Source organism: Streptomyces sp. NPDC059224 (assembly GCF_042754285.1).
In the GTDB taxonomy this organism is placed as follows: domain Bacteria; phylum Actinomycetota; class Actinomycetes; order Streptomycetales; family Streptomycetaceae; genus Streptomyces.
The window spans coordinates 25,041-44,455 of record NZ_JBHZAN010000020.1 but is presented as its reverse complement, the minus strand read 5'-3'; the positions used below and the strand labels follow the sequence as shown (position 1 = coordinate 44,455).

Sequence of the window (19,415 nt, the reverse complement as noted above, 5' to 3'; positions counted from 1 at the left end):
GGTCAAGGGTAAGAGGTGAGGGAGAGACGGGACACATCCCGCCGCAGACACGCGTACCGGGCACGGCACGACCGACGCCGCACACCGAGCCCGGGCCCATCGGGCCCGACGCCCGGTCCGACAGCAGAACGCGGCCCATCCGGCGCCCGCCGCGACGGCCGAGCACCGCGCATCCGGTGGCCGCTGCGACACGACGGCCGAGCACCGCGACATCCCGCGGCCGTACGCGAACCGACCGCAGCACGTCCCAGGGCCTGTGCAACCGCCGGCCGACACCCGACGCAACGGCCGGAAACCGCACCATCCCCAGCCCGACGCGACAGCCGGCCGAGTCCCACCCGAAGACCGGCGCGACAGTCCGGCCCGCCCTACGCCCGACGCCCGACGCCCGACGCCCGACGCGACAGCCGAGCGCCGCGCATCCGGTGGCCGCTGCGACACGACCGCAGCCGAGCGGGGTGCGGTTCGCGGCCTGGGCGACAGGCGAGCGCCGGCCCGCAGCATCCCGCGGCCGGTGCTGCCGCCGAGTGCGGCGCGCCTCGCGGCGCGGCGTCCGGGGCCGATGGTGACCGCGGCGTCGGCGCGGCGGTGTGCGGTGGAACCCGGGGGGCCGCCCCGTGTCAGGTGCCGAACAGGTCCTGCTGGCCTGATCCCGTCCCCCGGGGAGCCGTCAGGCCCAGGTGGGCCCAGGCGGCGGGGGTGGCGACGCGGCCGCGCGGGGTGCGGGCGAGGAGTCCCTCGCGGACCAGGAAGGGCTCGGCGACCTCCTCGACCGTCTCGCGCTCCTCCCCCACCGCCACGGCCAGCGTGGACAGGCCGACCGGACCGCCGCCGAACAGCTTGAGCAGCGCCTCCAGTACCGCCCGGTCGAGCCGGTCCAGGCCGCGCTCGTCCACCTCGTAGACGGCCAGTGCCGCGTGCGCGATCTCGCGGGTGATCAGTCCGTCGGCCTTGACCTGCGCGTAGTCGCGGACGCGGCGCAGCAGGCGGTTCGCGATCCGGGGCGTGCCACGCGAGCGGCCTGCGATCTCGGCGGCACCGGCCGGGTCGATCTCGACGTCCAGCAGGTGCGCCGACCGGTGCACCACCCGCTCCAGTTCCCTCGGCTCGTAGAACTCCATGTGCGCGGTGAAACCGAAACGGTCACGCAACGGCGGGGGCAGCAACCCCGCGCGCGTGGTGGCGCCGACCAGGGTGAACGGGGGCAGTTCCAGGGGGATGGCGGTGGCGCCGGGGCCCTTGCCGACGATGACGTCGACCCGGAAGTCCTCCATCGCCATGTACAGCATCTCCTCGGCGGGCCGGGACATGCGGTGGATCTCGTCGAGGAAGAGGACCTCGCCCTCCTGGAGGGAGGAGAGGATCGCGGCCAGGTCACCGGCGTGCTGGATGGCGGGGCCCGAGGTGATGCGGATGGGGGCGCCCATCTCCGCCGCGATGATCATCGAGAGGGTGGTCTTGCCGAGGCCGGGAGCGCCGGAGAGCAGCACGTGGTCGGCGGTGGCGCCGCGCGCGCGTGCGGCCCGCAGGACCAGGTCGAGCTGCTCGCGGACCTTCTCCTGGCCGATGAACTCGCCGAGGTCCTTGGGGCGCAGGGCGGCCTCGACGGCCTGGTCCTCACGGTCGGCGACGGCGCCCACCAACCGCTCCGCGTCGGCGCCGGTGTCGGTCGTGTCGTCCCAGTTCATAAGTGATGTGCCTCAGCGGTGGTGGGGTCAGCGAGCGCGGTTGAGGGTCTGCAGGGCCGCCTTGAGGAGCTGGCCCACCTGCGGGGTGCCGGCGGCGGCCTCGGCCTGCGGGGCGACGGCGGTGACGGCCTCCTCGGCCTCCCGGGTCGCGTAGCCGAGGCCGATCAGCGCGGCGTGCAGCTGGTCGCGCCAGCCCTGGCTGACCGGCGCGCCGATCGCGGGGGCGCCGAGGGGCTCGCCGAGCCGGTCCTTCAGCTCCAGGAGCAGCTTCTGGGCACCCTTCTTGCCGATGCCGGGGACGGCGGTGAGCGACTTCTCGTCGCCGGTGGCGACGGCCCGGCGCAGGGCGTCGGGGCTGTGCACCGCCAGCATGGCCTGGGCGAGGCGGGGTCCGACCCCGCTCGCCGTCTGCAGCAGTTCGAAGGTCTGGCGCTCGTCGTCGTCGGCGAAGCCGTACAGGGTGAGCGAGTCCTCCCGGACGACGAGGGAGGTGGCGAGCCTGGTCTGCTGGCCCATGCGCAGCCCGGACAGAGTGTTGGGCGTGCACTGGACCGCGAGGCCGATCCCGCCCACCTCGACGACCGCGGAGTCCGGGGCGAGGGCGGCGACCGGGCCGCTCACGAAGGCGATCATGCCGTACGGCCTTTCGTTGCGTTGGCTGCGTGCAGGGCGACGGCCTGCTGGAGTCGGTTCTGGGCGGGGGCGCGCCAGATGTGGCAGATGGCGAGCGCGAGGGCGTCGGCGGCGTCGGCCGGCTTGGGCGGCGCGTCGAGCCGTAGCAGCCGGGTGACCATGGCACCGACCTGGGCCTTGTCGGCGCGCCCCGAGCCGGTGACGGCGGCCTTGACCTCGCTGGGGGTGTGCAGGGCGACCGGGATGCCCCGGCGGGCGGCGCACAGCATGGCGACGGCGCTGGCCTGGGCGGTGCCCATCACGGTCCGGACGTTGTGCTGGCTGAACACCCGCTCCACGGCGACGCATTCGGGCCGGTGCTCGTCCAGCCACCGCTCGATGCCCCGCTCGACGGCGACCAGGCGATGGCCGAGTTCGGCGTCCGCGGGCGTGCGGACGACTCCCACCGCGACCATGGTGAGCGGCCGTCCTGCGACGCCGTCGACGACCCCGACGCCGCATCGGGTCAGTCCCGGGTCCACCCCCAGTACGCGCACCGCGCCCCCTCCCTTCGCTCTCTCCCGGCTGTCGCTGGGAGGTGCCCCCAGTTCGTGCAGGCTAGCCGGTGCCACCGACAACGGCCGACATGACGACGGGCCGACGGGTGTGTCCCGTCGGCCCGCTCGGTCGGCTCAGCCCGCGGCGGCGCTACGCGTCGACCTTCTCCATGACCTCGTCGCTGACGTCGAAGTTGGCGAAGACGTTCTGCACGTCGTCGCTGTCCTCGAGGGCGTCGATCAGCTTGAAGATCTTCCGGGCGCCCTCCTCGTCCAGCTCGACCTGCATGGTCGGGACGAAGTTGGCCTCGGCGGAGTCGTAGTCGATCCCGGCGTCCTGGAGGGCGGTGCGGACGGCGACCATGTCCGTGGCCTCGCTGAGCACCTCGAAGGACTCACCGAGGTCGTTGACCTCCTCGGCGCCCGCGTCCAGGACGGCGCCGAGGACGTCGTCCTCGGAGAGCTCGCCCTTGGGGACGATCACGACGCCCTTGCGGTTGAAGAGGTACGACACCGAGCCGGGGTCGGCCATGGAGCCGCCGTTGCGGGTCATGGCGACCCGGACGTCGGAGGCCGCGCGGTTGCGGTTGTCGGTGAGGCACTCGATGAGCACCGCGACACCGTTCGGGCCGTAGCCCTCGTACATGATCGTCTCGTAGTCGGCGCCGCCGGCCTCGAGTCCACCGCCGCGCTTGACCGCGGAGTCGATGTTCTTGTTCGGGACCGACTGCTTCTTCGCCTTCTGGATGGCGTCGTAGAGGGTCGGGTTGCCCTCGATGTCGACGCCGCCCATCCGGGCAGCGACCTCGATGTTCTTGATCAGCTTCGCGAAGAGCTTGCCGCGCTTGGCGTCGATCACGGCCTTCTTGTGCTTCGTCGTGGCCCATTTAGAGTGGCCGGACATCTGCCTGTCTCCTTCGCGTAACCCATCTCTGCAACGAACGCCAGAGATCCTACTAGGACTCCGCCGCCCGGTTCGCGTGCACCATGTCGACGAACAGGGAGTGCACTCGGTGGTCGCCGGTCAGCTCCGGGTGGAACGACGTGGCGAGCGCGTTGCCCTGGCGGACCGCGACGATGTGGCCGCCGTGTTCGGCGAGCACCTCGGCCGCGGCGCCGACCGACTCGACCCAGGGCGCGCGGATGAACACGCCCTCTACAGGATCGCCCGCGACACCCTTGACGTCGACCGCCGCCTCGAACGACTCGTTCTGCCGTCCGAAGGCGTTACGGCGCACGATCATGTCGATGCCGCCGATCGTCTCCTGGCCCGAGCGCGGGTCGAGGATCTTGTCGGCGAGCATGATCATGCCCGCGCAGGTGCCGTAGACGGGCATTCCGGCCCGCACGCGCGCGCGGAGCGGTTCCATCACGCCGAACAGCACGGCCAGCTTGGAGATGGTGGTGGACTCGCCGCCCGGGATGACCAGGCCGTCCACCTCGGCGAGTTCCTCGGGACGGCGGACCGGCCGGCCCACGGCGTCGGCCGCGGCCAGGGCGACGAGATGCTCCCGTACGTCGCCCTGGAGCGCGAGCACGCCGACCACGGGAGTGGTCATCACCAGCCCCGGTTCGCGTAGCGCTCGGTCTCGGGGAGGGTGTCGCAGTTGATGCCGACCATGGCCTCGCCGAGGTTGCGGGACGCGTCGGCGATGATCTTCGGGTCGTCGTAGAAGGTGGTCGCCTTGACGATGGCGGCGGCGCGCTTGGCCGGGTCGCCGGACTTGAAGATGCCGGAGCCGACGAAGACGCCCTCGGCGCCGAGCTGGCGCATCAGGGCGGCGTCGGCGGGGGTGGCGACACCGCCGGCGGAGAACAGCACCACCGGCAGCTTACCGAGCTCGGCGACCTCCTTGACCAGCTCGAACGGGGCGCGCAGCTCCTTGGCCGCGGCGTAGATCTCGTTGTTGTCGCAGCCGCGCAGCTTGGCGATCTCACCCTTGATCTGGCGCAGGTGACGGACGGCCTCGACGACGTTGCCGGTGCCGGCCTCGCCCTTGGAGCGGATCATGGCCGCGCCCTCGGCGATCCGGCGCAGGGCCTCGCCGAGGTTGGTGGCGCCGCAGACGAAGGGGGTGGTGAAGGCCCACTTGTCGGAGTGGTTGACCTCGTCGGCCGGGGTGAGGACCTCGGACTCGTCGATGTAGTCGACACCGAGTGACTGGAGGACCTGGGCCTCGACGAAGTGGCCGATCCGGGACTTGGCCATGACCGGGATGGAGACGGCTTCGATGATGCCCTCGATCATGTCCGGGTCGGACATGCGGGCCACTCCGCCGTCCTTGCGGATGTCCGCCGGGACCCGCTCCAGGGCCATGACGGCGACGGCGCCCGCGTCCTCGGCGATCTTCGCCTGCTCCGGCGTGACGACGTCCATGATCACGCCGCCCTTGAGCTGCTCGGCCATGCCGCGCTTCACGCGGGCGGTACCGGTCTCGGGGGCCTGGTTGTCGATGGTGGACACGGGTGACCTCACTCGCTGAAAGAGGGTTTCTGCAAACACCGAGGAAACGCGAGTGGACCAGTCCACAGCAAGGGCCAATGGGAAGGCGGTGGATCGTTTTCCGGTCAGGCCGTGCGCTCCACCAGCGCGGCCGGCGGTTCGTCGTCCATCTCGAAGGCCAGCGGGAAGGGGGCGTGTCCGGCCAGCCGGAACCAGCGGACCTTGCGGTGTTCACGCAGCCGGCGGGCGGCACCGACGGCGTCGTTGTGGAAGCGGCGGGCCATCGGGACCCGGCGTACGGCCTCGGCCAGCTCGCCCGTGGCGGCCTCACCGCCGGGCGCCGCGCGGACCTCCTCGACCTGCTGAGGGTGCTCGAAGACCGCGCGCAGGGCCTGGCTCAGGTCGCTCTCGGCGACCTCCCGCTGGTCCTCCTCGGCCTGCCGGGCGGCGTGCGCGGCCTCGTACAGCACGATCGAGGAGGCCGGGTCCAGTACGCCCGAGGTCGCCAGCTCCTGGGCCACCGAGGCGCGCCGCAGCAACTGGGCGTCGAGGGCGGCACGGGCGGCGTCGATGCGCGAGTGCAGCCGGTCGAGACGGCCTGCGGTCCAGCTCAGGTACAGGCCGGTCACCACGAGGGCGGCGAGGATCCAGAGCGTCCAGATGAGCGTTGCGGTCACGGGCGGAACGCTATAGGAAACGCCCGCGGCAGCGCCCCGTCAGGGGCGCGGGGAACCGGCCGCCCGGCCACAAGGGCGCCGCGGCCGTCGGACGACGCACCGCGGCCGTCCCGGCGGGGCGTTCAGTCCCGCGCCAGCCCGAACCGCGCCCGCAACCCCGGGCGTTCGTCCGCCGCCACCGCCGCCGCGCCCGCCGTCACCGTCTCGTAGACCGACAGGATGTCCGCTCCCACGGTCGACCAGTCGAAGCGGCGCACATGGACGCTGCCTCGCTCCCGCAGCTCTGCCCGGCGCTCCGGGTTCCCCAGCAGCCGTACCGCCGCCTCGGCCAGTGCGTCGGCGTCCTCGTTGGCGAAGAGCTCACCGGCCGCCCCCTGGTCGAGGACCTGGGCGAAGGCGTCGAGGTCGGAGGCGAGGACCGGGGCCCCGGCGGAGAGGGCCTCGACCAGGATGATCCCGAAGCTCTCGCCGCCCGTGTTGGGCGCGATGTACAGGTCGAGGCTGCGCAGGAAGCGGGCCTTGTCCTCGTCGCTCACCATGCCGAGGAACTCGACTCGGGAGCGCAGCTCGGCGGGCAGGGACTCGACCGCGGCCTCCTCGTCGCCGCGGCCGGCCACCAGGAGCCGGGTCTGCGGACGGGCGGCGAGGATCTTGGGCAGGGCCTTCATCAGCACCGGCAGGCCCTTGCGGGGCTCGTCGATCCGCCCGATGAAGCCGATGGTGTCGCCCTGCCACTCGGGGCGCGGCTCGGCTTTGGCGAAGAAGTCGACGTCGACGCCGTTGGGGATGACCACCGCGTCACCGCCCAGGTGCTCCACCAGGGTGCGGCGGGCGTACTCGCTGACCGCGATCCGGGCGCTGATCTTCTCCAGGGCGGCCTGCAGGATCGAGTAGGCCGCGATCATCGCGCGGGAGCGCGGGTTGGAGGTGTGGAAGGTCGCGACCATCGGGCCCTGCGCAGCCCAGCAGGTCAGCAGGCCCAGGGAGGGCGAGGCCGGCTCGTGGATGTGGACCACGTCGAACGCGCCGTCGTGCAGCCAGCGCCGTACCCGCGCGGCGGACAGGAAACCGAAGTTGAGGCGGGCCACGGAGCCGTTGTACGGCACCGGGACGGCGCGGCCGGCCGAGACCACGTAGGGCGGGAGAGGGGTGTCGTCGTCCGCGGGAGCCAGGACGGAGACGTCGTGGCCGAGGCGGATGAAGTACTCGGCGAGGTCCCTGATGTGGAACTGGACGCCACCGGGCACGTCCCAGGAGTAGGGGCAGACGATGCCGATCCTCACGACGGTCCCTTCGCGGGGTCGAGGTCGGCCAGCCACAGTCGCTGGAGCATGTGCCAGTCCTCCGGATGGTCGGCGATCCCGGTGGCGAAGGCATCGGCCAGCGCCTGTGTCATGACAGACGTCCTGGACTCCCGGTCACCTGACTCGGGTACGTCGATCGGGGCGTGCACCCGGCCCTTCATGACGGGCGTGTCGTCGTACCAGAGGGTCACAGGGAGCAGGCGGGCGCCGGTCTGCTGGGCCAGCAGGGCCGGTCCCGCGGGCATCCGGGCGGTGTCGCCGAAGAAGTCGACCTCGACGCCGGAGGCGGACAGGTCACGGTCGGCGACCAGGCAGATCAGGCCGCCGTCGCGCAGCCTGCGGGCCAGCGCGCCGAAGGCGGAGCCGCCGCTGTGCGGCAGGACCTCCATGCCGAGGCCCTCGCGGTAGGCGACGAAACGGTCGTAGAGCGTCTCCGGCTTGAGGCGCTCGGCGACCGTGGTGAACGGGGTCTCCAGCTCGGTGGTGACCCAGGCGCCGGCCAGGTCCCAGTTGGCAAGGTGCGGCAGCGCGATGATCACACCCCGGCCGGAGGCGAGGCCGTCGGTGAGGTGGTGGACGTCCTTGACGTCGAAGCCGGCCCGGATCCGGTCCTCGCTCCAGGCCGGCAGCCGGAAGGACTCCATCCAGTACCGCAGGTACGACCGCATGCCCGCACGGGACAGCTCGCGCAGCCGCTGAGGGCTCGCGTCGCGCAGCACGCGCGCGTAGTTGGACTCCAGGCGCTGGACGCCCTTGCCGCGCTGCCGCCAGGCGAGGTCCGCGACCGTCCTGCCGAGGCGCACGGCGACCGGCTCGGGCAGCTTCTTCACGGTGCTCCAGCCGAGCCCGTACAGACCGTCGGTGAGCCGGTCGGCGGCGGTCACTGCCCGGCCTCGCTCCCGTGGGCGGTCTTCTCCCGCTCGGCCGCGGCCTCCGCCTCGGCGGACTCCCGGCGGACCGTGACGACCCGCTGCACGAGAGTGACCAGGCTGCCCACGGCGACGACCCACAGGGCGATCGGGAGCAGGATCTGGATGCCCGGCACACCGAACTTGTGGAGACCGGCCAGACCGGCGGCCACCAGCGAGATCACCAGGCGCTCGGCCCGCTCGACCAGGCCGTTGACGGCCACCGGCAGTCCGATCGACTCGCCGCGCGCCTTGGTGTACGACACCACCTGACCGCTGGCCAGGCAGAAGATGGAGACCGCGCACAGGACGTCGTTGTTGCCGTTGCCCGCGTACCAGAGGGCGAAGCCGCCGAAGATGGCGCCGTCGGCGACCCGGTCCAGGGTGGAGTCCAGGAAGGCGCCCCAGCGGCTGGTACGGCCCAGCTGGCGGGCCATGTTGCCGTCCACCAGGTCCGAGAAGACGAAGAGCGTGATCACGATCGTTCCCCAGAAGAACTCGCCCCGGGGGAAGAAGACCAGCGCGCCCGCGACCACTCCGGCCGTGCCGAGGAGCGTGACCGTGTCCGGGCTCACACCCCGGCGGATGAGAAACGTGGCGAACGGCGTGAGGACACGCGTGAAAAATGCACGCGCGTACTTGTTCAGCATGGCCTTCCCGACGGTCGTTGCGCCGTGCGGCCCCTGCTGGCCACCCCGGCTGGCCCATCGTAGCCACGCGCGCGGGGGTGCGACGGGTGGGCACTCGCAGTCGCGACCGGTGGCGGGGTGCCGGGGGGCGCACGGGCACGGTCGCGTCCTTCGTATGGACGCACCGTGACGGGAGTGGAAAGCTCGAATAACCGCGGGCGTCATCGCAGCCGCCGCCGCACGCGGCCCGGCTCGCTCGCCCGCGCCCACACAGACCTCACCGTGCACGGGAGGCATAGCCATGGGCGACAAGGTCAGGGAACACCCCGGAGCCGCCGGCAGGGCGACAGCGGCCGACCACCCCGCGTCCGTACGGAATGTGGTGCTGGTCGGCCACTGCGGATCGGGCAAGACGACATTGGTGGAGGCTCTCGCGCTGACCGCGGGAGCGGTGAACCGGGCGGGCCGGGTGGAGGACGGCGGCACCGTCTCGGACTACGACGACATCGAGCACCGGCAGCAGCGGTCCGTACAGCTGTCACTGGTACCGGTCGAATGGAACGGAATCAAGATCAATATCCTGGACACCCCGGGATACGCCGACTTCGTCGGTGAGCTGAGGGCCGGTCTGCGTGCGGCGGACGCGGCCCTCTTCGTCGTCTCGGCCTCGGACGGGGTGGACGGCTCGACGCGGATGGTCTGGGAGGAGTGCGCGGCCGTCGGGATGCCCCGGGCGATCGTCGTCACGCACCTGGAGGCCGCCCGCGCGGACTTCGAGGAGATGACCCGGGTGTGCGCCGAGGCGTTCGGCGCCGACGACCCCGACGCCGTGCTCCCGCTCTACCTGCCGCTGCACGGCGCGCAGGGGCCGGACGGGCACGCGCCGGTGACCGGCCTGGTCGGGCTGCTCACGCAGAAGCTGTTCGACTACTCGTCCGGGGAGCGCAGGGAGTCCGAGCCCGGGCCCGACCAGTTGCCGGACATCGACGAGGCCCGCAACCGGCTGATCGAGGGGATCATCTCGGAGAGCGAGGACGAGACGCTCATGGACCGCTATCTGGGCGGCGAGCGGATCGACCTCAAGACGCTGATCGAGGACCTGGAGCGGGCCGTGGCACGCGGGGCGTTCTTCCCCGTGCTGGCCGCCGCTCCGGCCACCGACGGCGCCCGCCAGGGGCTCGGCACGGTGGAACTGCTGGAGCTGATCACGGGCGGGTTCCCGACCCCGTTCGAGCACCCCACTCCGGGGGTCACCACCATCGGCGGCGAGCCGCGCGAGATCAAGCCCTGCGACACGGGCGGTCCGCTGGTCGCCGAGGTGGTGAAGACCGCCTCCGACCCGTACGTCGGCCGGGTCTCGCTGGTCCGGGTCTTCTCCGGCACCCTGCGCCCCGACGAGACGGTCCACGTCTCCGGGCACGGCCTCGCCGACCGCGGCCATGAGGACCACGACGTCGACGAGAAGATCGGCGCCCTGTCCACGCCCTTCGGCAAGCAGCAGCGGCCGGTCACCCATGTCATCGCCGGCGACCTCGCCTGCGTGGCCAAGCTCGGCCGCGCGGAGACCGGGGACACCCTCTCCGGCAAGGACGACCCGCTGCTCATGGAACCGTGGGAGATGCCCGACCCGCTGCTGCCGCTGGCCATCCAGGCACACAGCAAGGCCGACGAGGACAAGCTCTCGCAGGGCCTCGCCCGCCTGGTCGCCGAGGACCCGACCATGCGGCTCGAACAGAACCCGGACACCCACCAGGTGGTGCTGTGGTGCCTCGGGGAGGCGCACGCGGACGTCGCCCTGGAGCGGCTGCGCAGCCGGTACGGGGTCCAGGTCGACGTCGTACCGCACAAGGTGTCCCTGCGGGAGACGTTCGCCGGCCGGTCCGCCGGGCGCGGACGGCACGTCAAACAGTCCGGCGGGCACGGGCAGTTCGCGATCTGCGAGATCGAGGTGGAGCCGCTGCCGGGCGGCTCCGGCATCGAGTTCGTCGACAAGGTCGTCGGCGGCGCGGTGCCCCGGCAGTTCATCCCGTCCGTCGAGAAGGGCATCAGGGCCCAGGCGACCAAGGGCGTCGCCGCCGGCTACCAGCTGGTCGACGTGCGGGTCACCCTGCTCGACGGCAAGGCGCACTCGGTGGACTCCTCCGACGCCGCTTTCCAGACGGCGGGCGCACTGGCGCTGCGGGAGGCCGCGGCGGACGCCAGGATCCATCTCCTGGAGCCGGTGGCCGAGGTCTCCGTGCTGGTCGGCGACGACTACGTGGGCGCGGTGATGAGCGACCTGTCCGGACGGCGCGGCCGGGTGCTGGGCACCGAGCAGACCAATGGCGGACGGACGCTGATCAAGGCCGAGGTGCCCGAGTTCGAGATCGGCCGGTACGCGGTCGACCTGCGCTCCCTCTCGCACGGTACGGCGCGTTTCAGCCGCGCGTACGCCCGTCATGAGCCGATGCCGCCACAGATCGCCGAGAAGATTCGCGAACAGGTCGGGGAAGCCTCGTAGGAGGCCTCATAGTCGACGACAAGGGCCCGACAAGGACGTCCGGCGGACGGCTTCGGCCGTCCGCCGACGGTTGTCGGTGGCCGGGGATACCCTGAGTACTTGATCAACAGGTGTGCGGAGTACGGAAGTCGGGAAGGCCGCAGAAGCGGGACGGCGGCAAGGGGGCGGGAATGAGCTTCGAGGACTTCTTCGGGCCACAGGTGCCGAGGCCGGGTGGCGAGGCGCAGGCCCCGACCTATGCCCTGGCCTCGGCGGCCTACCGGGACACGCCGATGGAGGAGATCAAGAAGGCCGACAACGAGTGGCACCAGTCCACGGTCAACGAGGGCCGCGCATGGGCGAAGATCTTCCGGCCCAACTTCGGTGAGGCGTACTCCCAGGCGGTCATCGACCGGATGCTGGGTGTCGGCCGCAAACCGCTCATCCAGTCCTTCGGCAGCGAACCCCAGGTGGTCGTCGAGCACTGCCTGGCGGCCAACCGCATCCGCAAGGAACGCGACCAGCGTCTGACCGCCATCATGTTCCTGTGCGGCGTGCTGTTCCTGCCCGGCCTGGTGATCTGGCTGCTGGTCTTCCAGCTCCGCGCGACCATGCTGAAGGCCGGCGACAAGCGGGTCTCCGGGTTCGGCAGCGCCCTGCTGGCCGCCGTCGGCGTCCTCGCGGTGATCTTCCTGATCCGGATGCCGTTCACCGGCTTCTGGGGCTGGTACGCGCGCGGCTGCATCGTGCTCCCCGTGGTCGGCTGGTACCTGGCCAAGCGGCTCTGCGAAAGGACCGCGACGGACCTGCGCGCGGCCTGGGACGGCCTGCTCTCCGGCGGCAGCGTCGGCGCGAAGGTCCCCGAGGCGGTGCCGACCAGCCCCGACCAGGCCGCGGCCGAGCAGCTGCGCCAGTCACTGGCCCGGCTCAGCGCCGAGCAGCAGTCCAACTCGGTCTTCTACGCCGGCACCAAGGGCATACTCGGCATGGGTACCCGCTGGGGTTCCTGGGTGCTCGCGGAGGAACTGGTCCCGCTCGATCCGGTCAAGGGCGTCCACGAGTTCCGGGCCTGGACGGTCGTCCGGGAGATCGAGAAGGAGCTGAGCGTGCTGCACCGGCAGCACCTGAAGACGGGCGGCTTCCCCGAACCCCAGGTCAAGCACTGGATCGTCACCCATGTCGGAGCGGGCGCCAAGGCGGTGTCCCGGTCCGAGGGCACCGACTACAAGGTGGGGCCCAAGGTCGTCGAGGACATCTGCAACAACAACCACTTCGACAAGGGCGACCGCCACTACCTGGGCGTGCAGTGGCCCCACCTGTGGAACGGTGACCTGATCATCACGATGATGGCGACCGTGACCGTGCTGAAGGAGACCCTCCGCATCGAGGTCACCGGACACGCCCTGGGCCCGGTCAACGGCCTGTTCAACGAGAAGCCCGCCGCCCCCACCAAGACGGTCGCCAAGACCGTGCGGTTCTGGGAGACCCGGACCGTCAAGCTGCCGCTGGTCACCCCCGACGAGGTGGTCCGGCTCGGCGCCCGTGCCACCATCAGCTGGTACCCGCCGCTGCTGAAGTGGCTCGGCGGTTCGATAGGCCTGCCCGAGCCGTTCGGTCTGCGGCACGCCTGGGCCGACCAGCCCTGGGACCACCGCTTCATGGCCGACGACGCGCTGCGCGCGGCCACGCCGATACTCCGTGCCGTGCACCGGGCCGCGCTCAGCGTGCTCAGGGAGCACGACGTCAACCTCGACAAGTTCAACTCGCGGGCCGGAGCGCTCAGCGGATCGGTCCAGGAGGCGTCGCCCAAGAAGGCCGACAAGTACGACGCGTGACCCCTCCCCGCGCCGGGAGACGCTCACCGGGGAAACCGCCCCCGGGGAGGGAACCGTCAGGCCCCCGCCGCCGGCCAGGCCTCGGCCAGCATCTTGCGGGTGTCGGCGAGCAGCTGGGGCAGCACCCGGGTGTGGCCCACCACCGGCATGAAGTTCGTGTCGCCGCCCCAGCGGGGGACGATGTGCTGGTGCAGGTGGGCCGCGATGCCCGCACCCGCCACCGTGCCCTGGTTCATGCCGATGTTGAACCCGTGGGCACCGGACGCCGTGCGCAGCGCGGTCATCGCCTGCTTGGTCAGCTCGGCCAGTTCGGCCGTCTCCGGGCCGGTCAGGTCCGTGTAGTCGGCGACATGGCGGTACGGGACCGTCATCAGGTGGCCACCGTTGTACGGGTAGAGGTTGAGCACCGCGTAGACGTGCTCGCCGCGCCGGACGATCAGCCCGTCCTCATCGGATTTGGCCGGGATGGAGCAGAAGGGACAGCCGTCGTCGGCCCCCGGGCCGGTCGGCTTGTTCTCACCCTGGATGTAGGCCATCCGGTGGGGCGTCCACAGGCGCTGGAACGCGTCCTGCGTCCCCACTCCGATCTGCTGCTCCGGCTCACTCGTCATGCTAGGCAGCATATGGCTTCGCCCGTTCGCGGCGTGTCGCCGGGGCCAGCGGAAACGGCCGTGCGGCGAAGCTGGGCGGATGGACGACGACAGCCCCCTGGACCGCTGGCAGCACGGGACGGACCTTCCTCTCGCCATCGCGTCCCTGGTCTTCCTGGGCGCGTACGCGGTGCATGTGCTGGCGCCCGGTCTGCCCGGGGGCGTACACGACCTGTTCCTGTCGCTGACCTACGGGGCGTGGGCGCTGTTCGCCGTCGACTACGGGGTGCGCTGGCGGATCAGCGGTGACGGCCCGTACTTCGTACGACGGCAGTGGCTGGACACCGTCGTCCTGCTGCTGCCCCTGCTGCGGCCGGTGCGGATCGTGCGCACCTACGAGGCGATGCAGCGCAGGCACGGGCACACCCGGCTCGCGCTGCAGGCCCGCGTGATGGCCTACGCGAGCCTGTCGATCGCCCTGCTGGGCTTCGCCGGGGCGCTCGCCGTCTACCAGGTCGAACGCGGCGCCCCGAACGCCACGATCCGCACCTTCGGCGACTCCGTGTGGTGGACGTGCTCGACCCTGTCGACCGTCGGCTACGGCGACGTCACCCCGGTGACCACGCTCGGCCGGACCATCGCGGTCGGGCTGATGGCCTGCGGGATCGCTCTGCTGGGCGCGGTCACCGGTTCGTTCTCCTCGATGCTGCTGCAACGGTTCGCACTGGAGGGCGAGGAGGACGCGCTGGTGGGCCGGACGGACGACAGGCCCGCGGAGAAGTGATCCCCGGGGGCCTGTCTCAGGGGTGCGGGATCAGACCTGGGTCCGGTCCTCGACAACCTTCGCGATCTTGGCGATGGCCTCTTCGAACGGGATGCCGTTCTCCTGCGAGCCGTCGCGGTAGCGGAAGGAGACCGAACCGGCCGTCATGTCCTCGTCGCCCGCGATGACCATGAAGGGCACCTTCTGCTTCTGGGCGTTGCGGATCTTCTTCTGCATCCGGTCCGACGACGCGTCGACCTCGACCCGCAGGCCCTTCTTCTTGGCCTCGGCCGCGAACTTCTGCAAGTACTCGACGTGTCCGTCGCCGATCGGGATGCCGACCGCCTGGACCGGCGCCAGCCACGCCGGGAAGGCGCCCGCGTAGTGCTCCAGGAGCACCGCGAAGAACCGTTCGATGGAGCCGAACAGGGCACGGTGGATCATCACCGGGCGCTGCTTGGAGCCGTCGGCCGCGGTGTACTCCAGGTCGAACCGCTCGGGCAGGTTGAAGTCGAGCTGGACGGTGGACATCTGCCAGGTGCGGCCGATGGCGTCCTTGGTCTGCACGGAGATCTTCGGGCCGTAGAAGGCGGCGCCGCCCGGGTCGGGGACGAGCGGGAGGCCCTGCTTCTCGGCGACCGCGCGCAGCGTCTCGGTCGCCTCCTCCCAGACCTCGTCGGATCCGACGAACTTCTCCGGGTCCTTGGTCGACAGCTCCAGGTAGAAGTCGGTGAGGCCGTAGTCGCGCAGCAGGTTCAGGACGAAGGTGAGCGTCTTGTCGAGCTCCTCCGCCATCTGCTCCTTGGTGCAGTAGATGTGCGCGTCGTCCTGGGTGAAGCCGCGGGCCCGGGTCAGGCCGTGCACGACACCGGACTTCTCGTAGCGGTACACGGTCCCGAACTCGAAGAGCCGCAGCGGCAGTTCACGGTAGGAGCGGCCGCGCGCGTCGAAGATCAGGTTGTGCATCGGGCAGTTCATGGGCTTGAGGTAGTAGTCCACGCCCTCGTCGAGCTGCATGGGCGGGTACATGCCGTCGGCGTACCAGTCCAGGTGCCCGGACGTCTCGAAGAGCTTCCCCTTCGTGGCGTGCGGGGTGTAGACGAACTCGTAGCCCTCCTCCTCGTGCCGGCGGCGCGAGTAGTCCTCCATCACCCGGCGGATCACGCCGCCCTTGGGGTGGAAGACGGCGAGGCCGGAGCCGATCTGCTCCGGGATGGAGAACAGGTCCAGCTCGTTGCCCAGCTTGCGGTGGTCGCGCTTCTCGGCCTCGGCGAGGAAGTCGAGGTACTGCTTCAGCTCGTCCTTGGACGGCCAGGCGGTGCCGTAGATGCGCTGGAGCATCGGGTTCTTCTCGCTGCCGCGCCAGTAGGCGGCCGCGTTGCGCATCAGCTTGAACGCCGGGATGAGGCGGGTGGAGGGCAGGTGGGGACCGCGGCAGAGGTCCTTCCAGCACAGCTCGCCGGTCTTGGCGTCCAGGTTGTCGTAGATCGTCAGCTCACCGGCGCCGACCTCGACGTCCGCGCCGTCGTCGCTGGAGGCCGAGCCCTTGAGGCCGATCAGCTCCAGCTTGTACGGCTCGTTCGCCAGCTCCTCGCGGGCGGCCTCGTCGGTCACCACCCGGCGGGAGAACCTCTGCCCGCGCTTCTGGATCTCCTGCATCTTCTTCTCGATGGCCTTGAGGTCATCGGGGTGGAACGGCTTCTCGACGTCGAAGTCGTAGTAGAAGCCGTCCTTGACGGGCGGGCCGATGCCGAGCTTCGCCTCGGGGAACAGCTCCTGCACGGCCTGGGCCATGACGTGCGCGGTCGAGTGGCGCAGGATGCCCAGCCCGTCCTCGGAGGAGATCTCGACGCCCTCGACGGTCTCGCCGTCCTTCAGCTCGTACGCGAGGTCCTTGAGCTCGCCGCCCACCCGCGCGGCGATGATCGAGCGCTCGCCGGCGAAGAGCTCGGCGGCCGTAGTGCCCGTCGTCACCACGCGTTCTTCCCGCTCGGAATCGCGTTGGATGATCACACGGACGTCTGACACCGGTCTCTCCTGCCTGAAGGTGGATGCGGCGCCATACCAGGAGCGCGCGCAATACCGGATCGTACCGACCCGGCCCCACCGACCGCTAAACGGTTACCCGCAGTCCCCGGTCAGTCGCAGTCGTCGCCGCTGCACGCCTCCTCGAAGAAGTCGAGGTTCTCCTGCAGCGATTTCACCAGCCGGTCCCGCTCGGCCTCGTCCACCTGCACCGGTACGACCCCGCCGGCCCCCGACAGCCGCCGGAACCCGCCCCGGCTCTCCAGCCGCCCGTGCACCCGCACCGGAAGGCCGACCAGGTGGGCCTGCCCGGCGATGCGGTAGTCCTCCTCGTCGAGGGTGAGCCGCACGTAGGGCACCTCGGCGCCGGCGAGGACCCGCAGCCGTACCGTGCCGGCACCGCGCGGCTCCGGGCGGCGCATCCGGACCACGGTGCCGGTGATCCGGACCGGTACGGAGGGTTCGTCGCGCAGGAAGCGGGCGCCCGCCTCGCGCAGCACGGGCAGGTCGCCGGGCGAGAACTCGACGGGCTCGGCGGTCGACGCGCAGTCGTCGGGGGCCCCGGCGCCCGGCGCCCACTCGACGGAGATCCGGGCGCCCTCGGTGCCGCGCACGAGCGTGATCAGGGCGTCGGTGAGCTCACGGCTCACGCCGGCCTCGACGGCTCCGTCGAAGGCGTCCATGCCGCCGGTGGCCCGCTGGTAGTCGATGGCCTCACGGGTGGCGTACAGAGCCTGGTGGAGGCGTACGGCGAGGGGCCGTCCGGTACCCACGGGCACGAAGGCGGTCAGACCCCGGCCGCCCTCCGCCGAGCCGACCAGGACGGTCTCCAGCAGGGCGGCGGCCGCGCGCTTGTGCCGGGCGCCGTAGTAACCGGCACGCGCGCGCGTGGCGAGCGCGCCGGCCAGCAGTGTCTGCCGGGCGGCGGTGCGCAGCTGCTCCTCGACCGTCCAGGGCGCCGTGTCCGCGGGCCCGCCCGGCACATCGCGCCACCAGCGGATCTCGTCGCTGGGTACCGCGAGAGCGACCAGCACCTCCCGGGCGGCGGGCGTCCCGCTGCGCACGAGAGCCGTGAGCGCCTCCCCGAGCAGGTCGTCACTGTCCGGGAAGGCGCGGCTCTCGGGTACCAGCAGGCTGGTGCCGGTGTTGCCCGGCCCGGGTGGAGTCCAGCGGCCGTAACGCCCCGGGGCTCCCCCGCGCCGCTGCCAGCCGTGCCTGCGCAGCAGGGCGCCGAGGACCGCGGGGTCGACGTCGGTGGGCTCGGGAGGACGGTTCCAGTGGGGGTCCACCGGATGCGGCCGGACTTCCCTCAGCTGCTCCTCGTACGGACGGTGCCTCATGGTCGTCCTCCCGTCCCGACCCGCGTCATGATCTCGCAGAGCGCCCGGTCGTCGAAGATGCGCGAGGCCGGAATCCGCACGGTGGTCCGGTTCCGGCCGGTGATCGGATGCCCTGCCAGGTTGACCCAGTAGCAGCAGTGGCGCAGATCGAGCCGGTCGTGGCTGGCGCGCAGCCAGTCGTCCTGGGAGCGCGGAACCAGCATCACCACGAGGATCTTGTGCACCGACACCGGTGTGCGGGCGAGCTTGCGCAGGTGGTCGTTGTCCAGCGTGAAGGAGAAGAAACGTCCCGGAGGGTTGGGTGCGACCTGGTACGTGCACTTCAACTGCACCTTTATCGTCACCTCGTCGTCGACGGTGTGACCGGGCGAGCCATGGCTGACGTGCCAGTCGATGCCGTTGTCCGGGAACGGCTGCGAGAGCGAGCAACCGGCCGCCGCGGCGACGGCGTGCAGATATCCCACCTGCAGTGTCTCCATGCAGGCGGTGGTGGCGAGTGTGCCGCGATGGGGGCCCGTGCGTTCGGGCAGCAGCCCGCCCCGCTCGGGCTGCGCTATCGCCATGACCAACAGCCTTCCCAGCCAAAGAGTTTCCCCGTGGCGAGCCGCTGAACTGCAAAGACCCGCACTCCTGTTGTGTCCTTCCGGCGTACGCCGCAAACGGCCCGGGTATCACCAAACAGGCAGAAGACGGAACGTCAGCTGCCGTGGGTGAACAAGGAGTTGTATTGGCATGACGTGCTGGTACGAGGGGCCCTTGGCGGCCTTCGACACGGAGACCACGGGCGTGGACGTGGAGACCGACCGCATCGTGTCCGCCGCGGTCGTCGTCCAGGACGCCCCGGGCACCCGGCCCCGGGTGACCCGCTGGCTGGTCAACCCGGGCATGCCGGTGCCGGAAGCGGCGACGGCGGTGCACGGGCTGACGGACGAACACCTGCAGCGCAACGGCCGCTGGCCGGCGCCGGTGATGTACGAGATAGCCGAGCATCTGGCCGAGCACGCGGCGATGCACCGCCCGCTGGTGGTGATGAACGCGCCGTTCGATCTGACGCTGCTGGACCGCGAGTTGCGGCGGCACCGGGCGTCCTCACTGGACCGCTGGTTCGAGGCGAGCCCCCTGCTCGTCCTCGACCCGCGGGTCCTGGACAAGCATCTGGACCGCTACCGCAAGGGCCGTCGGACCCTGACCGACCTCTGTGCGCACTACGAGGTCACCCTGGAGGGCGCGCACGACGCGGCCGCCGACGCGCTGGCCTCACTGGATCTGGTACGAGCGCTGGGCCGCAGGTTCGCGGCCCGGCTGGAGCGCCTGAGCCCCGCCGAGCTGCACACGTTGCAGACGACGTGGCACGCGGCGCAGGCACGCGGGCTGCAGGCGTGGTTCGCGCGCAGCGGCACACCGGAGACGGTGAACACGTACTGGCCGCTGCGGCCGGAACTGCCGGCGGCAGCGTGAGTGGCGGGGGGGCCGGCCCCCCCCGCCCCCCCCCCTGACCGCGCGGGGGCGCTGGGGGGGGCGGGCAGCCCGGGTCGCGCGCGGGGGAAACAAGGGCCGGGGCGCAA

Annotated in this window: 18 protein-coding genes; 4 read left to right on the top strand and 14 right to left on the bottom strand. The window is 71.3% G+C overall.

The genetic code is table 11. The features are described 5' to 3' along the window. Nucleotides 1-620: 620 nt before the first annotated feature. The 10 genes from ruvB to pgsA form a co-directional block, all read right to left on the bottom strand. Nucleotides 621-1,688, bottom strand: coding sequence for a Holliday junction branch migration DNA helicase RuvB (ruvB, locus tag ACFXI4_RS22910; protein ID WP_384993790.1), 1,068 nt, complete (start codon nucleotides 1,686-1,688; stop codon nucleotides 621-623). Between the two features lie 27 nt (nucleotides 1,689-1,715). Further along, nucleotides 1,716-2,321 carry a Holliday junction branch migration protein RuvA gene (gene ruvA / locus ACFXI4_RS22905; protein WP_362726722.1) on the bottom strand — a complete coding sequence of 202 codons (606 nt, stop codon included), beginning with the start codon at nucleotides 2,319-2,321 and terminating at the stop codon, nucleotides 1,716-1,718. Continuing rightward, complete coding sequence (gene ruvC / locus ACFXI4_RS22900) at nucleotides 2,318-2,857, bottom strand: crossover junction endodeoxyribonuclease RuvC (RefSeq protein ID WP_384993787.1); 540 nt, start codon at nucleotides 2,855-2,857, stop codon at nucleotides 2,318-2,320. Before ruvC ends, ruvA begins: the two co-directional genes overlap by 4 nt. A gap of 151 nt (nucleotides 2,858-3,008) precedes the next feature. Beyond that, nucleotides 3,009-3,761, bottom strand: a complete 753-nt coding sequence (locus tag ACFXI4_RS22895; protein WP_362643727.1) for a YebC/PmpR family DNA-binding transcriptional regulator — start codon at nucleotides 3,759-3,761, stop codon at nucleotides 3,009-3,011. A 52-nt stretch (nucleotides 3,762-3,813) separates the two neighbouring features. Beyond that, a complete protein-coding gene (gene pdxT, locus ACFXI4_RS22890; protein WP_362726730.1) occupies nucleotides 3,814-4,416 on the bottom strand; it encodes a pyridoxal 5'-phosphate synthase glutaminase subunit PdxT in 603 nt (200 codons plus the stop codon). After that, complete coding sequence (gene pdxS / locus ACFXI4_RS22885; RefSeq protein WP_362726733.1) at nucleotides 4,416-5,321, bottom strand: pyridoxal 5'-phosphate synthase lyase subunit PdxS; 906 nt, start codon at nucleotides 5,319-5,321, stop codon at nucleotides 4,416-4,418. The genes pdxT and pdxS overlap by 1 nt, the downstream gene beginning before the upstream one ends. A 104-nt stretch (nucleotides 5,322-5,425) precedes the next feature. Beyond that, the gene (locus ACFXI4_RS22880; RefSeq protein WP_362726737.1) at nucleotides 5,426-5,977 is read right to left on the bottom strand and encodes a hypothetical protein; all 552 of its coding nucleotides are present in this window, start codon (nucleotides 5,975-5,977) and stop codon (nucleotides 5,426-5,428) included. Between the two features lie 122 nt (nucleotides 5,978-6,099). After that, nucleotides 6,100-7,260 (bottom strand): glycosyltransferase family 4 protein, encoded by a 1,161-nt coding sequence (locus ACFXI4_RS22875; RefSeq protein WP_384993781.1) that lies wholly within the window; start codon nucleotides 7,258-7,260, stop codon nucleotides 6,100-6,102. After that, nucleotides 7,257-8,165, bottom strand: coding sequence for a phosphatidylinositol mannoside acyltransferase (locus tag ACFXI4_RS22870; protein WP_362719316.1), 909 nt, complete (start codon nucleotides 8,163-8,165; stop codon nucleotides 7,257-7,259). Before ACFXI4_RS22870 ends, ACFXI4_RS22875 begins: the two co-directional genes overlap by 4 nt. Continuing rightward, nucleotides 8,162-8,839, bottom strand: a complete 678-nt coding sequence (gene pgsA / locus ACFXI4_RS22865; protein WP_384993778.1) for a phosphatidylinositol phosphate synthase — start codon at nucleotides 8,837-8,839, stop codon at nucleotides 8,162-8,164. The genes ACFXI4_RS22870 and pgsA overlap by 4 nt, the downstream gene beginning before the upstream one ends. Nucleotides 8,840-9,119: 280 nt before the next feature. Here pgsA and ACFXI4_RS22860 point away from each other — a divergent pair, with 280 nt between their 5' ends. Together ACFXI4_RS22860 and ACFXI4_RS22855 are read left to right on the top strand one after the other, a co-directional pair. Then, nucleotides 9,120-11,318, top strand: a complete 2,199-nt coding sequence (locus ACFXI4_RS22860) for an elongation factor G-like protein EF-G2 (RefSeq protein WP_384993775.1) — start codon at nucleotides 9,120-9,122, stop codon at nucleotides 11,316-11,318. Nucleotides 11,319-11,488: 170 nt separating this feature from the next. Beyond that, nucleotides 11,489-13,132 (top strand): hypothetical protein, encoded by a 1,644-nt coding sequence (locus ACFXI4_RS22855; RefSeq protein WP_384993772.1) that lies wholly within the window; start codon nucleotides 11,489-11,491, stop codon nucleotides 13,130-13,132. A gap of 56 nt (nucleotides 13,133-13,188) precedes the next feature. On the opposite strand, the gene ACFXI4_RS22850 is transcribed toward ACFXI4_RS22855, so the two are convergent. Next, a complete protein-coding gene (locus ACFXI4_RS22850; protein WP_384993769.1) occupies nucleotides 13,189-13,755 on the bottom strand; it encodes an HIT family protein in 567 nt (188 codons plus the stop codon). Nucleotides 13,756-13,822: 67 nt separating this feature from the next. On the opposite strand from ACFXI4_RS22850, the gene ACFXI4_RS22845 reads away from it, so the two are divergent. Beyond that, complete coding sequence (locus ACFXI4_RS22845) at nucleotides 13,823-14,506, top strand: potassium channel family protein (protein ID WP_384993767.1); 684 nt, start codon at nucleotides 13,823-13,825, stop codon at nucleotides 14,504-14,506. 30 nt (nucleotides 14,507-14,536) lie between these two features. Here the strand turns inward: ACFXI4_RS22845 and thrS are convergent, their stop codons facing one another. The 3 genes from thrS to ACFXI4_RS22830 all read right to left on the bottom strand — a co-directional run bounded on the left by thrS (nucleotide 14,537) and on the right by ACFXI4_RS22830 (nucleotide 18,413). After that, nucleotides 14,537-16,513: a threonine--tRNA ligase gene (gene thrS / locus ACFXI4_RS22840; protein ID WP_384993764.1), complete on the bottom strand. Its 1,977-nt coding sequence runs from the start codon at nucleotides 16,511-16,513 to the stop codon at nucleotides 14,537-14,539. Nucleotides 16,514-16,623: 110 nt separating this feature from the next. After that, on the bottom strand, nucleotides 16,624-17,850 hold the full coding sequence (locus ACFXI4_RS22835) for a hypothetical protein (RefSeq protein ID WP_384993761.1): 1,227 nt from the start codon (nucleotides 17,848-17,850) through the stop codon (nucleotides 16,624-16,626). Continuing rightward, nucleotides 17,847-18,413, bottom strand: a complete 567-nt coding sequence (locus ACFXI4_RS22830; RefSeq protein WP_384993759.1) for a DUF4365 domain-containing protein — start codon at nucleotides 18,411-18,413, stop codon at nucleotides 17,847-17,849. Before ACFXI4_RS22830 ends, ACFXI4_RS22835 begins: the two co-directional genes overlap by 4 nt. A gap of 169 nt (nucleotides 18,414-18,582) precedes the next feature. Here ACFXI4_RS22830 and ACFXI4_RS22825 point away from each other — a divergent pair, with 169 nt between their 5' ends. After that, nucleotides 18,583-19,308, top strand: a complete 726-nt coding sequence (locus tag ACFXI4_RS22825; RefSeq protein WP_384993756.1) for a 3'-5' exonuclease — start codon at nucleotides 18,583-18,585, stop codon at nucleotides 19,306-19,308. Nucleotides 19,309-19,415 lie beyond the last annotated feature (107 nt).

Excerpts from the sequence above, each read along its gene's own strand:
- ruvB (WP_384993790.1), bottom strand. The coding sequence starts at position 1,688 with ATGAACTGGGACGACACGACCGACACCGGCGCCGACGCGGAGCGGTTG.
- ruvA (WP_362726722.1), bottom strand. The coding sequence starts at position 2,321 with ATGATCGCCTTCGTGAGCGGCCCGGTCGCCGCCCTCGCCCCGGACTCC.
- ACFXI4_RS22895 (WP_362643727.1), bottom strand. The coding sequence starts at position 3,761 with ATGTCCGGCCACTCTAAATGGGCCACGACGAAGCACAAGAAGGCCGTG.
- pdxT (WP_362726730.1), bottom strand. The coding sequence starts at position 4,416 with ATGACCACTCCCGTGGTCGGCGTGCTCGCGCTCCAGGGCGACGTACGG.
- pgsA (WP_384993778.1), bottom strand. The coding sequence starts at position 8,839 with ATGCTGAACAAGTACGCGCGTGCATTTTTCACGCGTGTCCTCACGCCG.
- ACFXI4_RS22860 (WP_384993775.1), top strand. The coding sequence starts at position 9,120 with ATGGGCGACAAGGTCAGGGAACACCCCGGAGCCGCCGGCAGGGCGACA.
- ACFXI4_RS22855 (WP_384993772.1), top strand. The coding sequence starts at position 11,489 with ATGAGCTTCGAGGACTTCTTCGGGCCACAGGTGCCGAGGCCGGGTGGC.
- ACFXI4_RS22850 (WP_384993769.1), bottom strand. The coding sequence starts at position 13,755 with ATGCTGCCTAGCATGACGAGTGAGCCGGAGCAGCAGATCGGAGTGGGG.
- ACFXI4_RS22845 (WP_384993767.1), top strand. The coding sequence starts at position 13,823 with ATGGACGACGACAGCCCCCTGGACCGCTGGCAGCACGGGACGGACCTT.
- ACFXI4_RS22835 (WP_384993761.1), bottom strand. The coding sequence starts at position 17,850 with ATGAGGCACCGTCCGTACGAGGAGCAGCTGAGGGAAGTCCGGCCGCAT.
- ACFXI4_RS22830 (WP_384993759.1), bottom strand. The coding sequence starts at position 18,413 with ATGGCGATAGCGCAGCCCGAGCGGGGCGGGCTGCTGCCCGAACGCACG.
- ACFXI4_RS22825 (WP_384993756.1), top strand. The coding sequence starts at position 18,583 with ATGACGTGCTGGTACGAGGGGCCCTTGGCGGCCTTCGACACGGAGACC.